Origin of the sequence: Lonsdalea quercina subsp. quercina, from assembly GCF_000688655.1 — a bacterium.
GTDB lineage: Bacteria > Pseudomonadota > Gammaproteobacteria > Enterobacterales > Enterobacteriaceae > Lonsdalea > Lonsdalea quercina.
On sequence record NZ_JIBO01000012.1, the window covers coordinates 25,178 to 41,153 of the forward strand.

Annotated in this window: 16 protein-coding genes; 7 read left to right on the forward strand and 9 right to left on the reverse strand. The window is 56.4% G+C overall.

From position 1 onward, the window contains the following. Positions 1-5: 5 nt before the first annotated feature. The 3 genes from glpK to fpr all read left to right on the forward strand — a co-directional run bounded on the left by glpK (position 6) and on the right by fpr (position 3,582). Positions 6-1,517: a glycerol kinase GlpK gene (gene glpK, locus RZ35_RS12410; RefSeq protein WP_026743600.1), complete on the forward strand. Its 1,512-nt coding sequence runs from the start codon at positions 6-8 to the stop codon at positions 1,515-1,517. Positions 1,518-1,659: 142 nt separating this feature from the next. Continuing rightward, the gene (gene glpX, locus RZ35_RS12415; RefSeq protein WP_026743601.1) at positions 1,660-2,670 is read left to right on the forward strand and encodes a class II fructose-bisphosphatase; all 1,011 of its coding nucleotides are present in this window, start codon (positions 1,660-1,662) and stop codon (positions 2,668-2,670) included. 165 nt (positions 2,671-2,835) lie between these two features. Then, on the forward strand, positions 2,836-3,582 hold the full coding sequence (gene fpr / locus RZ35_RS12420) for a ferredoxin--NADP(+) reductase (RefSeq protein ID WP_026743602.1): 747 nt from the start codon (positions 2,836-2,838) through the stop codon (positions 3,580-3,582). A gap of 3 nt (positions 3,583-3,585) precedes the next feature. On the opposite strand, the gene RZ35_RS12425 is transcribed toward fpr, so the two are convergent. Then, the gene (locus RZ35_RS12425; RefSeq protein ID WP_026743603.1) at positions 3,586-4,008 is read right to left on the reverse strand and encodes a DUF805 domain-containing protein; all 423 of its coding nucleotides are present in this window, start codon (positions 4,006-4,008) and stop codon (positions 3,586-3,588) included. Between the two features lie 164 nt (positions 4,009-4,172). Here RZ35_RS12425 and RZ35_RS12430 point away from each other — a divergent pair, with 164 nt between their 5' ends. After that, positions 4,173-4,763 carry a DUF1454 family protein gene (locus tag RZ35_RS12430; protein ID WP_026743604.1) on the forward strand — a complete coding sequence of 197 codons (591 nt, stop codon included), beginning with the start codon at positions 4,173-4,175 and terminating at the stop codon, positions 4,761-4,763. A 126-nt stretch (positions 4,764-4,889) separates the two neighbouring features. Next, positions 4,890-5,657, forward strand: coding sequence for a triose-phosphate isomerase (tpiA, locus tag RZ35_RS12435; protein WP_026740879.1), 768 nt, complete (start codon positions 4,890-4,892; stop codon positions 5,655-5,657). Positions 5,658-5,730: 73 nt separating this feature from the next. Here the strand turns inward: tpiA and aguA are convergent, their stop codons facing one another. The 8 genes from aguA to cpxP all read right to left on the reverse strand — a co-directional run bounded on the left by aguA (position 5,731) and on the right by cpxP (position 12,759). Next, positions 5,731-6,834, reverse strand: coding sequence for an agmatine deiminase (gene aguA, locus RZ35_RS12440; protein WP_026743605.1), 1,104 nt, complete (start codon positions 6,832-6,834; stop codon positions 5,731-5,733). A 3-nt stretch (positions 6,835-6,837) separates the two neighbouring features. After that, positions 6,838-7,722 carry an N-carbamoylputrescine amidase gene (aguB, locus tag RZ35_RS12445; protein WP_026743606.1) on the reverse strand — a complete coding sequence of 295 codons (885 nt, stop codon included), beginning with the start codon at positions 7,720-7,722 and terminating at the stop codon, positions 6,838-6,840. A gap of 184 nt (positions 7,723-7,906) precedes the next feature. Continuing rightward, a complete protein-coding gene (gene pfkA, locus RZ35_RS12450) occupies positions 7,907-8,869 on the reverse strand; it encodes a 6-phosphofructokinase (protein ID WP_026743607.1) in 963 nt (320 codons plus the stop codon). Between the two features lie 225 nt (positions 8,870-9,094). Then, positions 9,095-9,997: a CDF family cation-efflux transporter FieF gene (gene fieF, locus RZ35_RS12455; protein WP_026743608.1), complete on the reverse strand. Its 903-nt coding sequence runs from the start codon at positions 9,995-9,997 to the stop codon at positions 9,095-9,097. A gap of 99 nt (positions 9,998-10,096) precedes the next feature. Further along, positions 10,097-10,564: a 2TM domain-containing protein gene (locus RZ35_RS12460; protein ID WP_026743609.1), complete on the reverse strand. Its 468-nt coding sequence runs from the start codon at positions 10,562-10,564 to the stop codon at positions 10,097-10,099. A 163-nt stretch (positions 10,565-10,727) separates the two neighbouring features. Continuing rightward, positions 10,728-11,546 carry a CPBP family intramembrane glutamic endopeptidase gene (locus RZ35_RS12465; protein WP_026743610.1) on the reverse strand — a complete coding sequence of 273 codons (819 nt, stop codon included), beginning with the start codon at positions 11,544-11,546 and terminating at the stop codon, positions 10,728-10,730. A 143-nt stretch (positions 11,547-11,689) separates the two neighbouring features. After that, a complete protein-coding gene (locus RZ35_RS18615; RefSeq protein WP_139171512.1) occupies positions 11,690-11,851 on the reverse strand; it encodes an NINE protein in 162 nt (53 codons plus the stop codon). A gap of 410 nt (positions 11,852-12,261) precedes the next feature. Next, a complete protein-coding gene (gene cpxP, locus RZ35_RS12470; protein ID WP_026743611.1) occupies positions 12,262-12,759 on the reverse strand; it encodes a cell-envelope stress modulator CpxP in 498 nt (165 codons plus the stop codon). 152 nt (positions 12,760-12,911) lie between these two features. Here cpxP and cpxR point away from each other — a divergent pair, with 152 nt between their 5' ends. Both cpxR and cpxA read left to right on the forward strand, forming a co-directional pair. After that, on the forward strand, positions 12,912-13,610 hold the full coding sequence (cpxR, locus tag RZ35_RS12475) for an envelope stress response regulator transcription factor CpxR (RefSeq protein ID WP_026743612.1): 699 nt from the start codon (positions 12,912-12,914) through the stop codon (positions 13,608-13,610). Next, positions 13,607-14,977: an envelope stress sensor histidine kinase CpxA gene (cpxA, locus tag RZ35_RS12480; protein ID WP_026743613.1), complete on the forward strand. Its 1,371-nt coding sequence runs from the start codon at positions 13,607-13,609 to the stop codon at positions 14,975-14,977. Before cpxR ends, cpxA begins: the two co-directional genes overlap by 4 nt. Positions 14,978-15,976: the final 999 nt, after the last annotated feature.

Below are 15,976 nucleotides of genomic sequence, written 5' to 3' on the forward strand. Positions count from 1 at the left end.
CTTCTATGACTCAGGAAAAGAAATACATTGTTGCCCTTGACCAGGGAACCACCAGCTCCCGGGCCGTCGTGCTGGATCACGATGCCAATATCGTCAGCGTTTCCCAGCGCGAATTCGCACAAATCTATCCGAAGGCTGGCTGGGTGGAGCACGATCCGATGGAGATCTGGGCGTCCCAAAGCGCCACGCTGGTCGAGGCCCTCGCCAAGGCCGGGATCAGTACGGATGAAGTCGCCGGCATCGGCATTACCAATCAGCGGGAAACCGCCATCGTCTGGGAAAAAGACACCGGCAAACCGATTTACAACGCCATCGTATGGCAGTGCCGCCGCTCCGCCGAGATCTGCGAGCAGCTGAAAAAAGCCGGTCTGGAAGAGACCATCCGCGACCTCACCGGTCTGGTCATCGACCCTTACTTCTCCGGCACGAAGGTGAAATGGATTCTGGACCATGTGGAAGGCTCTCGCGAAAGAGCGCGGCGCGGTGAACTGTTGTTCGGCACCGTCGATACCTGGCTAATCTGGAAAATGACGCAGGGCCGCGTGCACGTCACGGACTACACCAACGCCTCGCGCACCATGATGTTCAACATCCACACGCTGGACTGGGACGACCAACTGCTTGAGGCGCTGGATGTTCCTCGCGCCATGCTGCCGAGCGTGCATTCGTCGTCCGAGATCTACGGAAAAACCAATATCGGGGGCAAAGGCGGCACGCGCATCCCCATCGCGGGCATCGCGGGCGACCAGCAGGCGGCGTTGTATGGTCAGCTGTGCGTCAGCCCCGGCATGGCGAAAAATACCTACGGCACCGGCTGCTTCCTGCTGATGAATACCGGTACGGAAGCGGTGAAATCCGAGCATGGCCTGCTGACCACCATCGCCTGCGGCGCGCGCGGCGAAGTTAACTATGCGCTCGAAGGGGCGGTATTCATGGGCGGCGCGTCCATACAATGGCTGCGCGATGAGCTGAAAATTATCGGCGACGCGACGGACTCCGAGTACTTCGCCGGCAAGGTGAACGACACCAATGGTGTTTACGTCGTCCCCGCTTTTACCGGGCTGGGCGCGCCATACTGGGACCCCTACGCCCGCGGCGCTATCTTCGGGCTGACGCGCGGCGTCAACGTCAACCACATCATCCGCGCCACACTGGAGTCCATCGCTTATCAAACGCGCGATGTGCTGGATGCCATGCAGGCCGATGCGGGAACCCATCTGCACTCTCTGCGGGTCGACGGCGGCGCGGTGGCCAATAACTTCCTGATGCAGTTCCAGTCCGACATTCTGGGAACGCGCGTCGAGCGCCCCGTGATCCGCGAAGTCACCGCGCTAGGGGCTGCCTTCCTGGCCGGTCTCGCGACCGGATTCTGGAACGATCTGGATGAGGTCAAAAGCAAAACGGCCATCGAACGGGAGTTCCGTCCCGGCATCGAAACCACGGAGCGTAATTATCGCTATCGCGGCTGGCAGAAAGCCGTGGCGCGCGTGCGCGCATGGGAGGACCATGATGACTAAATCGTCCGCCGCTTAAATCCTTCGCAATATTGATCGGGCGCATCTGCCGCGCCCATTTTCTCCCCGCCGCTTTATCGCCCGTTCCTACCCCTGTGATAATATTGCCGCACTTATTCTTGCCAGAAATAACGGACAGATATCCATGAAACGTGAATTAGCCATCGAGTTTTCCCGCGTCACCGAGGCAGCGGCACTGGCCGGTTACAAGTGGCTGGGGCGCGGCGACAAAAACGCGGCGGACAACGCGGCGGTTCAAGCCATGCGCATTATGCTGAATCAGGTCGACATCAACGGTCAGATCGTCATCGGCGAAGGCGAAATCGACGAAGCGCCCATGCTGTACATTGGCGAAGCGGTAGGAACCGGTCAGGGCGATGCGGTGGATATCGCCGTTGACCCGATTGAGGGCACCCGTATGACGGCGATGGGCCAGGCTAACGCGCTCGCCGTATTGGCCGTCGCAGAGAAAGGCGCGTTCCTGCACGCGCCGGACATGTACATGGAAAAACTGATTGTCGGTCCTCAGGCCAAAGGCGCGATCGACCTGAATCGTCCGCTGGAAGACAATCTGCGCGCGGTCGCGAAAAAACTGAACAAACCGCTGCATGAACTGACGGTCACCACGCTGGCTAAGCCCCGCCATGACGCCATCATCGCCAACATGCAGCGACTGGGCGTGAAAGTCTTCGCCATCCCAGACGGCGATGTGGCCGCGTCTATCCTCACCTGTATGCCGGACAGCGAAGTCGACGTGCTGTACGGCATCGGCGGGGCGCCGGAAGGCGTGATCTCCGCAGCGGTGATCAGAGCGCTGGACGGCGATATGCAGGGCCGCCTGCTCCCACGCCACGACGTGAAGGGCGATAACGAAGAAAACCGGCGTATCGGCGAGCAGGAATTGGCACGCTGCCGCGAAATGGGCATCGAGGCCGGCAACGTACTGGCGCTCGGGGATATGGCCCGCAACGACAACGTCATCTTCTCCGCCACCGGTATCACCAAGGGCGATCTTCTGGAAGGCATCGCCCGCAGCGGCAATATGGCTACGACGGAAACGCTGTTGATCCGAGGCAAATCTCGCACCATTCGCCGGATACGTTCGACCCACTATCTCGATCGCAAAGATCAGGCGTTGCATGAATTTCTGTTATAAAACCTAAACTCACACTGTTTCACAGCTGTTAAAAGATCGCGTATCTTAGGAGCCGACGTACATCGGCTCTGCATCTGAAAAGACTCTATGCACAGCCCTATTAATTTATTTTCAGAGCGGGATACCGTGCCGCTCGCGGCAGGCTGCAACAGGAGTATTCGATCTATGGCAGTATGGCTAACGGGAAAGGTGGTTGAGGTAGAAAACTGGACAGAAAGTTTGTTCAGCCTCCGGGTACGCGCCCCGGTCAATACATTCACCGCCGGGCAGTACGCCAAGCTGGCGCTGGATGTAGACGGGGAGCGAGTACAACGCGCCTATTCTTATGTGAATGCACCCAGCAACGATACGCTGGAGTTCTATCTGGTGGATGTGCCGGAAGGCAAGCTCAGCCCCCGTCTGCACCAGCTCAGAGAAAACGACGAGCTGCTCATCACACAGGAAGCCGCCGGCTTCTTCGTGCTGGAAGAGGTGCCGCCATGCGACACACTGTGGATGCTGGCGACCGGCACGGCCATCGGACCTTATCTCTCCATTCTGGAGGAAGGCCGCGACCTAGAACGCTTTAAGAATATCGTGTTGGTGCATGCCGCACGCTTCGCCCGCGATCTCAGCTATTTGCCGCTCATGCAACAGCTGCAGCAGCGCTACAACGGCAAGCTGCATATTCAAACGGTCGTGAGCCGTGAAGAGTCGGCCGGTTCACTCACCGGACGCGTTCCGGCGTTGATCGCCAGCGGCGCGCTGGAAGCCGCGGTCGNCCTGCCAATGGATGCCGCCACCAGCCATGTGATGGTGNGCGGCAATCCACAGATGGTGCGGGATACGCAGCAACTGCTGAAGGACGAACGACAGATGACCAAACATCTGCGCCGTCGCCCCGGTAACATTACGGCGGAAAACTACTGGTAAACCTCAGGAGCGGAGCCGCAGCGACTCCGGCTCTGGACCAAATCGGTTAGCGCCCGGCGTTCCCGCGAAAGAACCGCAGTCCAACAGCATCATGATGCCAATCAACGAGGGAATGAACCGCCCCAGCCCCCACTGTCCCAGCGACGGCAACATAGACCAGTTGCCGCTGCCCAACAGCCATGCCACCACCAGCAACAATGCCCACCAGCCGCTTTTATTGCGATCGTGCAGCCGTTTTATCAGTACCGCGGAAGTAGGCCACATCAGCGCCACCAGCGCGAAGGCGGCGGACTGAGTCGACAACCAGTTTTGACCCGCCAATGCGAATAACACGATCGTTAGCACCACCCAGGTCACCATCCACAACCAGAATTCTCTCCGTCCAAGACGGCCGCGAAAAGAAAAACACCACTGTTGTAACGTCATCTCAAGCCTATTCCGATAGCTGTTTTCTGACGACGAGTTTACCTTACTGTACTGTTTCTATCGTATTTTTTACGCGAACTTTGACAATCCCTAACCAATACCGCTTTAATCACAAGGCCGCGTTACGGCATAACGGCTACTGCGACGATACTGACGAACACGCTATGAAAAAATCTCTACTTATCCTTTGCCTGCTCACCGCCGGAATACATCAGGCCAGTGCCGTCAGGGCAGACGCGCTGTTTCAGCACAAAGGTCCCGCTGCGCCTTATCTGCTGGCCGGCTCGCCAACGTTTGATATGACTATCGTCCAGTTTCGCACTCGCTATAACCTCAGCAATCCGACGCTGCCGATTGGGGAATACCGGGTCGTAGATACTAACGAGGACTCCCCCATGCTGACCCGCGCCGCCAGCAAGATCAGCGATAAGTTGTACTCTTCTACCGCGCTTGAGAAAGGGACGGGCAAGATTAAAACGCTGCAAATTACTCTATTGCCTGGCTCGAAAGATCCTGACGAAGCGGGCCGACGCAAACAGGCGCAGGAGTACATGGCCGCGCTGCTGCGGGTATTCGTCCCCTCGCTGACGCGCGAACAAAGCCTGAAAAAAGTCGACACGCTGCTGGCGCAAGGCAAGGGTCACCCCTTCTTCCAACAGGAGGAGGGAGCGCTTCGGTATGTGGTGGCAGATGGAGGCGAAAAAGGGCTAACGTTCGCAGTTGAACCGATTAAGCTCACGCTGGCAGAATATTGATCAAAGCCGCTATTAGGCACGAAAAACAGAGCCACGAGGTCTTTTCATCTTTATACTGTCGTCAGGTTACACTGCCGAGCGGCAGTGACGTATTGATTAACTTGCTATCCGTCTGGAGGAAAAAAGATGCGACACCCCTTAGTCATGGGCAACTGGAAGTTGAACGGTAGCACCCACATGGTTCACGAACTGATTGCTGGTCTGCGCAACGAACTGACAGCCGTCGCGGGCTGTGACGTAGCTATCGCTCCNCCGGCTGTTTACCTGGGTCAGGCTAAGCACGAACTGTCTGGCAGCCGTATTGCCCTGGGCGCGCAGAACGTTGATGTAAACCTTTCCGGCGCATTCACCGGCGAAACCTCTGCCGACATGTTGAAAGACATCGGCGCTAAATACATCATTATCGGTCACTCAGAACGCCGCACCTATCACAAAGAAAGCGATGAGTTCGTTGCTAAAAAATTCGGCGTACTGAAAGAAGCCGGTCTGACTCCTGTTCTGTGCATCGGTGAAACTGAAGCAGAAAACGAAGCCGGCCAGACTGAAAGCGTTTGTGCTCGTCAGCTGGATGCCGTTCTGAACACGCTGGGCGCCAAAGCCTTTGAAAATGCCGTCATCGCCTACGAACCTATCTGGGCTATCGGTACTGGCAAATCCGCCACTCCGGCGCAGGCGCAGGCTATCCACAAATTCATCCGCAGCCACATCGCGAAACAGGATGCGGCGGTCGCAGAACAGGTCATTATCCAGTACGGCGGTTCCGTTAACGCGTCTAACGCGGCTGAACTCTTCACCCAGCCGGATATCGACGGCGCGCTGGTGGGCGGCGCGTCACTGAAAGCAGACGCTTTCGCCGTGATCGTGAAAGCCGCAGCAGAAGCCAAAGGCGCATAACGCTCAACGGTATCTTGTTCTTGGTTTGAAAACGGCTCCTTTCTTTCGAGGAGCCGTTTTTTTATGGGTGGAATTATTCCGCGCGCGCGGACGGGATCTGCTGGGTAATGCAGTGGATATTTCCGCCGCCCAGCAAAATTTCACGCGCGGGTACGCCGCTGATAAGGTAATCAGGGAACATTCGCTGCAAGAGCGCGTGCGCCTGACGGTCCGTACGTTTATCCAGCAACGGATAAATCACCTGACGATTGCTGATGAGAAAGTTGACGTAAGACCCCGCGAGACGCGAGCCGGCGATACGTTCAATCGCTTCCCCGTCGACGTCGATCCCCTCCGCTTCAGCCTGAGTCATGAAAAGCGGACCCGGCGCAGGCAATTTCCATATTTTCAGATGTCGACCGTGCGCATCACGCGCCTTCGAGAGCACCTGATACGCCGCCATAGAGCGAGCATATTGGGGATCGTTTTCATCTTCAGTCCAATGCAGCGCAACCTCACCGGGACGCACGAAGCAGCACATGTTGTCGATATGGCCGTCCGTCTCATCGTTGTAAACGCCGGACTCCAGCCAGATAAAGGCCGATACGCCCAGATAGTCCGTCAGCAATTGCTCGATCTGCGCCTTGTCCAGATGCGGATTGCGATTGGGATTGAGCAGACACTCCGCCGTGGTCAGCAGCGTGCCTTCGCCGTCGGTATGAATAGAGCCGCCTTCCAGAATCAGCGGCGCGGCGTAACGGGCATCCCCGAGATAAGCCAGAACCTGCTGCGCGACCTGTTCATCGCGGCGCCAGTCCGTATACAAACCGCCCTGTTCTCCGCCCCAGGCGTTAAACTGCCAGTCGACGCCGCGGCGTTCGCCCGCGGGACTCAGCACCATCGTCGGCCCGGTGTCGCGCATCCAGGCATCGTCGCTCTCTATCTCGACCAGCGTGACGCTGGCGGGCATGATACTCCGCGCATGCGCCATCTCCGCCGCCGGGACGCCCATGAAGACCGGCGTCGTCTGGGCAATGGTCGCCGCAACGGTGGAGAAAGTCTGCTGCGCCGGGATGATCTCCCCTACCGAGCGCCAGTTGTCGCGGCGATACGGCCACAGCATCCAGACCGCTTCCTGCGGAGCCCACTCTGCGGGCATGGCGAAACCGTCCTGAAACGGGGTGCTCAGCTGTGACATGATTTATCTCCAGGTTTTGCCGTCGGAAGTGCCGATCACATCATACATTTCTGGGCGACGGTCACGGAACAAGCCCCAGGTTGCGCGCATCTGCGCAATCTCCTGCAGGTCGAAACTGTGCACCAGCACCGCTTCGTCGGTGCGGTTGGCCTGCTGCACCAATGCGCCGGTCGGATCGGCGATAAATGAAGAACCGTAGAACGTCATTTCCAGCCCGTCGATATACTTGCTGGCTTCCGTTCCGATACGGTTGGAGGCGACAACTGGTACCAGGTTGGCGGCGGCATGACCCTGTTGTACACGCGTCCAGTGCGGCTGGCTATCCCAGGCTGGGAAGGCCGGTTCAGAGCCGATAGCCGTCGGGTAGAAGATGACCTCTGCCCCCATCAGCGCCAGACTGCGGGCGGTTTCAGGGAACCATTGATCCCAGCAGATGCCCACGCCAACCTTGGCGTAGCGGGTCTGCCACACTTTGAAGCCGGTGTCGCCGGGAATGAAGAACTGCTTTTCCTGATAGGCCGGGCCATTGGGGATATGAGTTTTACGGTAAACGTCCAGCACGCTGCCGTCCGCATCGATCATCACCAGCGAATTGTAGTAGGCGTTATTGGCGCGCTCAAAGAAACTCAGCGGCAATACCACTTCCAGCTCGGCGGCCAGCGCCGAGAAATGTTTAATGAGCGGACTATTATCGAGGCTCTGCGCCAACGCGTAGTGTTCAGGACTCTGGTCGATGCAGAAGTAAGGCGCGGCGAACAATTCCTGGATCAGAATGATTTGCGCGCCCTTTGCGTGCGCCTGCCGCACCAGTTTTTCCGCGTTTTCGATATTTCTGGGCAGGNCCCAGGTGCAGGCCATCTGCGTGGCGGCAACAGTCACTTTTGTCATGCAAAACCTCGATAATTTCTGCGTTTATGCTCTTGCTGAACCGCCGGCAAAGGCAGGCTCAACCAGCACCCAATGAAAGTTTAGGTCAACCTATCACCCTGTGCCTGAGGATGACAGCCAAAAGAAATCCCGCCCCCTAAGGGACGGGATTTCATACACCCTGCCACACCGGGCCGATGACTAATCAGAACAATTTTTTCGCCGTTTCCAGCCAGTCGCCCTTGAAGGGACGCTTCATATTCTCGATAGCGTCGATAATATCATGGTGAACCATTTTTTCATTCTGGATCCCAACGCAACGACCGCCGTAACCCTGCAGCAGCAGTTCGATGGAGTATGCGCCCATACGGGAAGCCAAAATCCGGTCGTACGCAACCGGAGAACCGCCGCGCTGAATGTGGCCCAGTACGGTCGCGCGCGTTTCACGCCCGGTTTCCTGCTGGATGTAGCTGGCCAGCTCGCCCNCGTCACACATCAGTTCGGTGATGGCAACGATAGCGTGCTTTTTCCCTTTGGCAATCCCGCCTTTGATTTCAGCCACCAGATCTTCTTTCTTGAAGTCGACTTCCGGCACCACGATAAATTCGCAGCCGCCGGCGATAGCCGCCGCCAGCGTCAGGTCGCCGCAGTGACGGCCCATCACTTCGACGATGGAAATACGCTGGTGGGAAGAAGACGTGTCTCGCAAGCGGTCGATCGCTTCAACAACCGTGTCCAGCGCAGTGAAGTAACCGATGGTGTAGTCCGTGCCGGCCACATCGTTATCGATAGTGCCCGGCAGACCGATGCACGGGAAACCCATTTCAGTCAGACGTTTGGCCCCCATGTAAGAGCCGTCGCCGCCGATAACGACCAGCGCATCCAGACCGCGTTTTTTCATGTTTTCTACGCAGACCTGACGTACGGATTCTTCCCGGAACTCAGGGAAACGCGCAGAGCCAAGGAACGTACCGCCGCGGTTGATGACATCTGACACGCTATAGCGGTCAAGCTGCGTCATGCGATCTTCATACAAACCCAGATAGCCATCATAAATTCCATAAACTTCCAGTCCTTCCGTTAATGCAGCGCGCACCACACCGCGGATAGCGGCGTTCATGCCTGGCGCATCGCCACCGCTTGTGAGTACTCCGATTTTCTTAATCATGACAACCTCTGGATTTGTAGATGTTAATTCGCAGATTTTTTATATCGTGCGCGAAGTTTGCGGCATTCAACACCGACAACGCAANCCTCTCACCTTCTTGTACGCATTTTATAACAAATACCCTCAGCTGAATTGATTCAAGTCAGGCTTAAAGACCAATAATATCCTTGTGAAGTATCACATATTTACAAAAATATAACGCCTGCGTGATAATTCACGTTTGAATCAAATGTTCCACCATCCGCGCTGGGCGTCTGGAACAGCCGATATGGGGTCCTGGTGGATAATGATATCGGCATCGGGAAAGCGTTGCAGCAATGCTTTCTCCAAATCGTCCGCAATCTGATGAGATTTCACCAACGGCAGGGTATCTTCCATTTCCAAATGCAGCTGGATAAACCGTGTAGGGCCCGCCCGCCGCGTTCGTAGCTGATGAGCGCCGCTGATGCCCGGCCACGCGGCAACAATATCGGTAATTTCCTGCCGTTCTTCATCCGGCAACGCCCTATCCAACAGGGCTTGAATGGCATCGTACGCCATCCGCAAAGCGCTGTACAAAATATATGCGCCGATGCCAAGCGCGAAAACGGCATCCGCCCAGGTCACGCCTTTCCAGCTCAGCCCCAATGCGACCAGGATCGCGCCGTTCATCATCACGTCGGATTGATAGTGCAGCATGTCTGCGCGCACCGCCTGACTGTGAGTTCGGGCGACCACCCAGCGCTGGAATGCGACCAGCAGTCCGGTCACGACCAGCGCCACGATCGTCACCCACATCCCCACGGCCGGATCCTTAAGCGCCTGAGGAGAAATCAAATGCTGGAAGCCGGTCAGCAGCAGAAACAACGCCGATCCCGAGATAAACATGCTCTGAGCTAATGCGGCGAGAGACTCGGCCTTGCCGTGACCGAAAGTATGTTCGGAATCCGCTGGCTGCAGTGAATAACGCACCACCAGCAGGTTGATTAACGAGGCGGCGATATCCACCAGCGAATCGACCAAAGACGCCAGCAAACNGACCGATCCGGTATACCACCACGCAAAAACTTTCAGAGCAAAAAGCAACAGCGCCGTTGCGGTCGCCAGAATAGCGGCTGTCGTCACCAGGCGCCCGTAACGCGAATCCATATCCACCTCCCATGAAAACAAAACGCTAAAGTATAGCGGATTGCGAAAATGGGATCCGAACAGGCGGCCTATGGCGGTAAACGCGATTGAAAACAGACACTAACGTCGTAGAATTTTTTGCAGTCGCACCCGCTCCCATTGCGTCAGCCACCTACGCAACAGGAACAGTTTTCCCCCCCGCAGCGTCAAGATCCCGCCCCATATCAGCAGCGGCCAGAGGAACCAGTGGCTTTGGGGAGCGGCAAATCTGTTAATGATAAAAAGCGCGAGGTTAACCAGGACGAAAAGAATCATTCCACGCCAGAAGCGCCCCTCTTCCCTCACCTGATTCCGAGCCTCCTGGTTTCGCTGCTCCAGCGACGTGTCCGCTCCTGCGGGCGTTACTCCATTCTCCATCAACGCCGACACCTTAACCTCTAAGGCGGCGGCAATAGCCCCCAAGGTTTCCAGACTTGCGCGTTCGCCATTCTCTATGCGCTGAATTGTCCGAACGCTCAACGAAGACAGCTCCGCCAGGTGTTCCTGCGACCAGGCTCGATTAAGCCGTAATAATTTTACCGGATTCATCTCTTTTCCCGTGATGTGAAAACACGCCAATAAGTTTATCCCCCTGCGCATCCCCCGAAACACGACAGACGCCTGACTGCCCCCCGACAGTGCACGGACAGCCCGCCTGCGGCATAAACGTCAATGTCGTGATTTATAGATAGGCGAGATCGAGAGAGAAAAATCAGCGCTCGAAATAGGGATAGGTAAAGAACAAAAGATGCAGCAGATTTAAAGCGAAATGAAACGCCGTCGATACCCACAGCCGACCACTCCACCACCAGGCCACGCCGTAGATCAATCCGGCCAGCCCGGCGAAAATCATCATCAGCGACCCCGCCTGAAAATGCGCCAGACCAAACAACGTCGCGGTCACAATCAGCGCAGGTAGTGGGCCGGAAAATTGCGTCAGGCGTCTTTGCAGATAGCCGCGAAACAACGCCTCTTCCGCCAGAGAGACGAAAAAGAGATTGGCAAGCACGAATTGGCCTAGCCACGAAGGCCAGTGCAATTCAAAGCGCAAACCGCCAAGAACAACGGCCAGCAGCAAAAGCGCAGGCACCGTCAGCATCAACAGCCCCCACTGCCAATAGGATCTTGATGCAGGCATCATTTTGTAAAACGACAACCCCGGGATTGCCATCCACAGCAGGAATGGCGTTACGGCCTTATCGAGATTGTAATAGAGCGAGAAAGGCGCGCTGTGCGGACCCGCCACAACGTGATCAAGCACTTTGGGGTTGTGAAAACCGGGAACAAGATGCAAAAACAGCAGAATGCAGAGCACGACCAAAAGCCCTTCGCCGCCCACCGCAATCCACGTTCTGTGCCGATAGCGATGCAGCAAATATCCTATCAGCATCGTCACGCAGAGCGTCCCCACGCCAGGCAGTGTGATAACGCCCTGCAGCCAGGCACAAATTAACGTAAATGCCAGCAACACTCCGGCAACGGTGTGATGTACTGTCAACGCGACAAGCGCTATCCCTAACAAATNCTCCATCTTAACTCTCCGTTTATGTATTTTTGCCGTCGCCCCGAGTTGCCCGGCGGGATGTCATCAACGCTTAGACAATACTGCGCCACGCCGTCCACGGTATTACGCCGGACAATGCGTTATGAACCATAGCCATAATTTCCGATGTTTCAGCGTGAAAGGTCGCAAACATTGTCTGTGATTGAGGTGCGGTTTAGGGATGATAGGAAGCAGAGAGGGAAAGCCATCCCTGACCGATATTCCCTAAATAGAAATTTGTGAGCGCCAAAACCTCCAAAGAAGAACGCAAACAGCGCTACCGCCATACGCATAGACAGAGCGCCTTCCTAAATATCATGCCCCTCGTCTTAACATCGTCAAAGAGCCAAGAAAGATATGATTGATAAGATATTTTCAATTTAATCAGGGGAAACCGTGCGAGAGGGAGTCACTCTGCCATGAGCGAATATCACGAGAACGCTCTGTGACAAGTGTTCACCTTGGCCCGTAGGTTTTGATGAATCCGGCGGAGTGATGGGAAAAAATAACCGACTGTTTTAAGGTGATTTTATTAGTTAAGAATAAAAAAAAGCCCTCCATCAAGGAGGGCAAATAGACAGGGATGGTGTCTATGGCAAGGAAAACAGGGTCTATCTTTTACACACAACGTTTCACTATCGATCAACAACTCACGGTACTGCTCAGGGATTCCGAATACGTTGCCCACACCTGACTGACAGGCTCACTTGGGCACGCTGAAATACTTTTCCTGCTGATTCGCGACCGATATTTGCTCGCGAATGACTTCCATATGCTGCTCATGCTTATGGCGCAGCACTTCTTTCTGTTCCGGCGTCAGCAGGCTGTACATCTGATTACGCACCCGGGCCATTTCCACCTGACGTGCAATCTGCGCCTGCGTCATTTTATTGATTTGCGCCCGTACGGCCGCTTCATCGAATTTTTCAGCTATAACCAACTGGTACATCGTTTCAACATCCTGCGCGGAATAAGGAGGCATGTCGTGCCGCNCTTCCTGCATCAAATCACGCATCTGTTGACGTTGCTGCTCCGTCAACTTCACGCCATCGAACATCCGTTGCTGACTGGGAAAGCGTTTCGTGGCAGAGTCATTCTGCGTCAATTCTTCCATCCCGAGCCCCTCGGCGTCGGCTGCCTTAACGATGCTGAAACCCAGCAACAGCAGTGAAGCGAGAGACAACAAGGTGGTGCGCCGCATCAATAACTCCTCTGTAAGTTGTACCGCTCAGCTAATTGATGCGTTCAGTCTAAACACCCCGCTGCAAACATGCGTCAGACGGTGTAAAACTACGTAAAGTCATGGAATAGCGGCAATCTATGGCGTATTTTGCCCGAGGAGGTAGGTAACTCATGAATAAAATCCTGTTGGTTGACGATGATAAAGAGCTGACGTCCTTGTTAAAGGAACTGCTCGAAATGGAAGGATTCAACGTGGTGGTGGCCTATGACGGCGAACAAGCCATGACCGCGTTGGACGATTCAATAGATCTGCTGCTGTTGGATGTCATGATGCCGAAGAAAAACGGCCTTGATACCTTGAAGGAACTGCGTCAACGCCNCCAGACGCCCGTCATTATGTTGACTGCGCGCGGCAGCGAATTGGACCGCGTGCTGGGTCTGGAACTGGGCGCCGATGATTATCTGCCGAAACCGTTTAACGACCGGGAGCTGGTAGCGCGTATCCGCGCGATCCTGCGTCGCTCCAACTGGACGGATCAGCAACAGGTGGGCGAAACGACGGCACCGACGCTGGAAGTGGACGCGCTGCGCCTTAATCCCGGCCGTCAGGAGGCCAGCTTCGACGACAACGTGCTGGATTTGACCGGTACCGAATTTACCTTGCTGTATCTACTGGCCCAGCGACTAGGACAGGTCGTCTCCCGCGAACACCTCAGTCAGGAAGTGCTCGGCAAGCGGCTTACGCCTTTTGACCGCGCCATCGACATGCATATCTCCAATCTGCGGCGCAAATTACCCGACCGCAAAGACGGATTACCCTGGTTTAAAACCCTGCGCGGACGGGGCTATTTGATGGTATCCACTGCATGATAAACAGCCTTACCGCCCGTATTTTCGCCATATTCTGGCTGACGCTAGTCCTGGTGCTAATGCTGGTTCTGATGCTGCCCAAGCTGGACTCCCGCCAACTGACCCCGCTTCTCGAAAGCGAGCAGCGTCAGGGGTTGATGCTAGAACAACACATTGAAGCGGAACTGGCTAACGACCCGGCGAACGACCTGCTCTGGTGGCGTCGGCTGTTCCACGCCATTGAGAAATGGGCGCCGCCCGGCCAACGCCTGCTGTTGGTGACCACCGAAGGGCGCGTCATCGGCTCACAGCGCCAGGAAATGCAGATAGTCCGCAACTTTATCGGCCAGTCCGATAACGCCGACTTCCCACAGAAGAAGAAATACGGTCGCGTTGAGCTACTAGGCCCGTTCTCCGTCAGGGATAGNGAAGACAACTACCTGCTGTATCTGATCCGGCCCGCCAGCAGCCCGCAGTCCGACTTCATCAATCTCCTGTTCGACCGCCCGTTGCTGCTGCTCATCGTCACCATGCTAATCAGTAGTCCGCTGCTGTTGTGGCTCGCCTGGAGCTTGGCGAAACCGGCACGCAAGCTGAAAATCGCGGCCGACGAAGTCGCCCGCGGCAACCTGCGTCAACATCCCGAACTGGAGTCCGGACCGCACGAATTTCGCGCGACCGGCGCCAGCTTCAACCAGATGGTAAGCGCGCTGGAACGAATGGTGACGGTGCAACAACGTTTGCTGTCGGATATCTCTCACGAACTGCGCACCCCGCTGACCCGACTACAGCTATCCAGCGCGCTGCTGCGCCGCAGGCAGGGCGAAAGCAACGAACTGACCCGCATCGAAACCGAAACCCAGCGTCTCGACAGCATGATCGGCGATCTGCTGGTCCTGTCGCGCAATCAGCACAAAAACGAACTGCATCGGGAGCCGCTGAAAGCCGACGAACTGTGGAGCGATGTGCTGGACGATGCCAGCTTTGAAGCCGAGCAGATGGGCAAAACGTTGAATGTTCTGTCGCCGCCCGGCCCGTGGCTGCTGTTCGGCAATCCGTCAGCTCTCGACAGTGCGCTGGAGAACGTGGTCCGCAACGCGCTGCGCTATTCCAGGACGCATATCGAGGTCTCGTTCTCCGTTGACGGTCAGGGCGTCACCATTCTCGTCGGCGACGACGGCCCCGGCGTCAGCCCGGAAGACCGGGAACAGATCTTCCGTCCTTTCTACCGTACCGATGAAGCACGCGATCGCGAATCCGGCGGAACCGGCCTCGGACTGGCGATTGTCGAAACGGCCATCTCGCAGCATCACGGCTGGGTCAAAGCGGACGCCAGTCCTCTCGGCGGACTGCAGTTGACGATCTGGCTACCGCTTTATCACCGCTAACCAGACAACGCCAAAAGCGGAAGAGCGCTCTGCTCTTCCGCCCTGTTCTTGCCCATCGCATTGAGTTTTTTCCGACGTCGGGTAGAGTGTGGACTTCATAGGGTCGCACACTTGGCGGCCAGCAACGCTGCCTTCGGCGCCAGCCGTCATCTGGGCAACGTTCCTGAAATAGCCTGACACCTCACCCACAGGAAAAGGACATGAAAGGATTGGCCCTACTGGCTAGTTTGATTACGACGCTGCTGATTTCTTCCGCTCACGCCTCCGGCGACGGTGTATGCGGCTTCACCGACGCCGACTGCGGTATGCCTGCACTCCCTTACCTATTGCCGGATAACGATACCCGCACCAACCTGATGTTGCTGCAAAGCAGCCGCAACAAGATTGCGCTCCCCATCCCTCAGCCAGCCCCCGATCAAGGACAATCGCGTACCGATCCCTTCACGGCCTATCGCGTGATGGGTCTGGTCGCCACCGAAGCGCCCGACGAGACGCCATCGCCCTCTTCCGATATCGCGGATGCTCAGGTTATACAGGTAGAAAATGCTGAACTACTTCCCAAAGCGGAGCGACTGCGCCTGCCCGCGTCTATGATCGAAAAGCTCAAAACCCTGTCCCCGCAGGACATGGAAGGGCGAGGGATCTCCAACGGCCTCAGCACGCTGGGCGATTTTTTCGATGTTCTGAACAGTGACGCCAACCTGACGGAAGCGCAAAGGATCCTGCTGGCGCAGGGTCGCATCGCGTTGGTCTCAGCAGATTACTCCGCCACCCGCGCCGCGTTGGATAAAGAATCAACGCTCGCCAGCGGCGATGCGGCCGATTTCCGCCACTACCTCAATAGCGCGCAAGTCTTCTACAACGGCGAGTTGGAACAGGCCGACAGCGACTTTCAACAGTTGCTGACCGCCGGACAGCCCTGGGTCGCCGAAACCGCCCGCTATATGCTGATTCGCGTCGCGATCAATCAGGCCACCCAGCACGCGCTGGATGAATACG

Excerpts from the sequence above, each read along its gene's own strand:
- RZ35_RS12425 (WP_026743603.1), bottom strand. The coding sequence starts at position 4,008 with ATGACGTTACAACAGTGGTGTTTTTCTTTTCGCGGCCGTCTTGGACGG.
- RZ35_RS12460 (WP_026743609.1), bottom strand. The coding sequence starts at position 10,564 with ATGAATCCGGTAAAATTATTACGGCTTAATCGAGCCTGGTCGCAGGAA.
- aguA (WP_026743605.1), bottom strand. The coding sequence starts at position 6,834 with ATGTCACAGCTGAGCACCCCGTTTCAGGACGGTTTCGCCATGCCCGCA.
- RZ35_RS12430 (WP_026743604.1), top strand. The coding sequence starts at position 4,173 with ATGAAAAAATCTCTACTTATCCTTTGCCTGCTCACCGCCGGAATACAT.
- glpK (WP_026743600.1), top strand. The coding sequence starts at position 6 with ATGACTCAGGAAAAGAAATACATTGTTGCCCTTGACCAGGGAACCACC.
- glpX (WP_026743601.1), top strand. The coding sequence starts at position 1,660 with ATGAAACGTGAATTAGCCATCGAGTTTTCCCGCGTCACCGAGGCAGCG.
- RZ35_RS18615 (WP_139171512.1), bottom strand. The coding sequence starts at position 11,851 with ATGCGTATGGCGGTAGCGCTGTTTGCGTTCTTCTTTGGAGGTTTTGGC.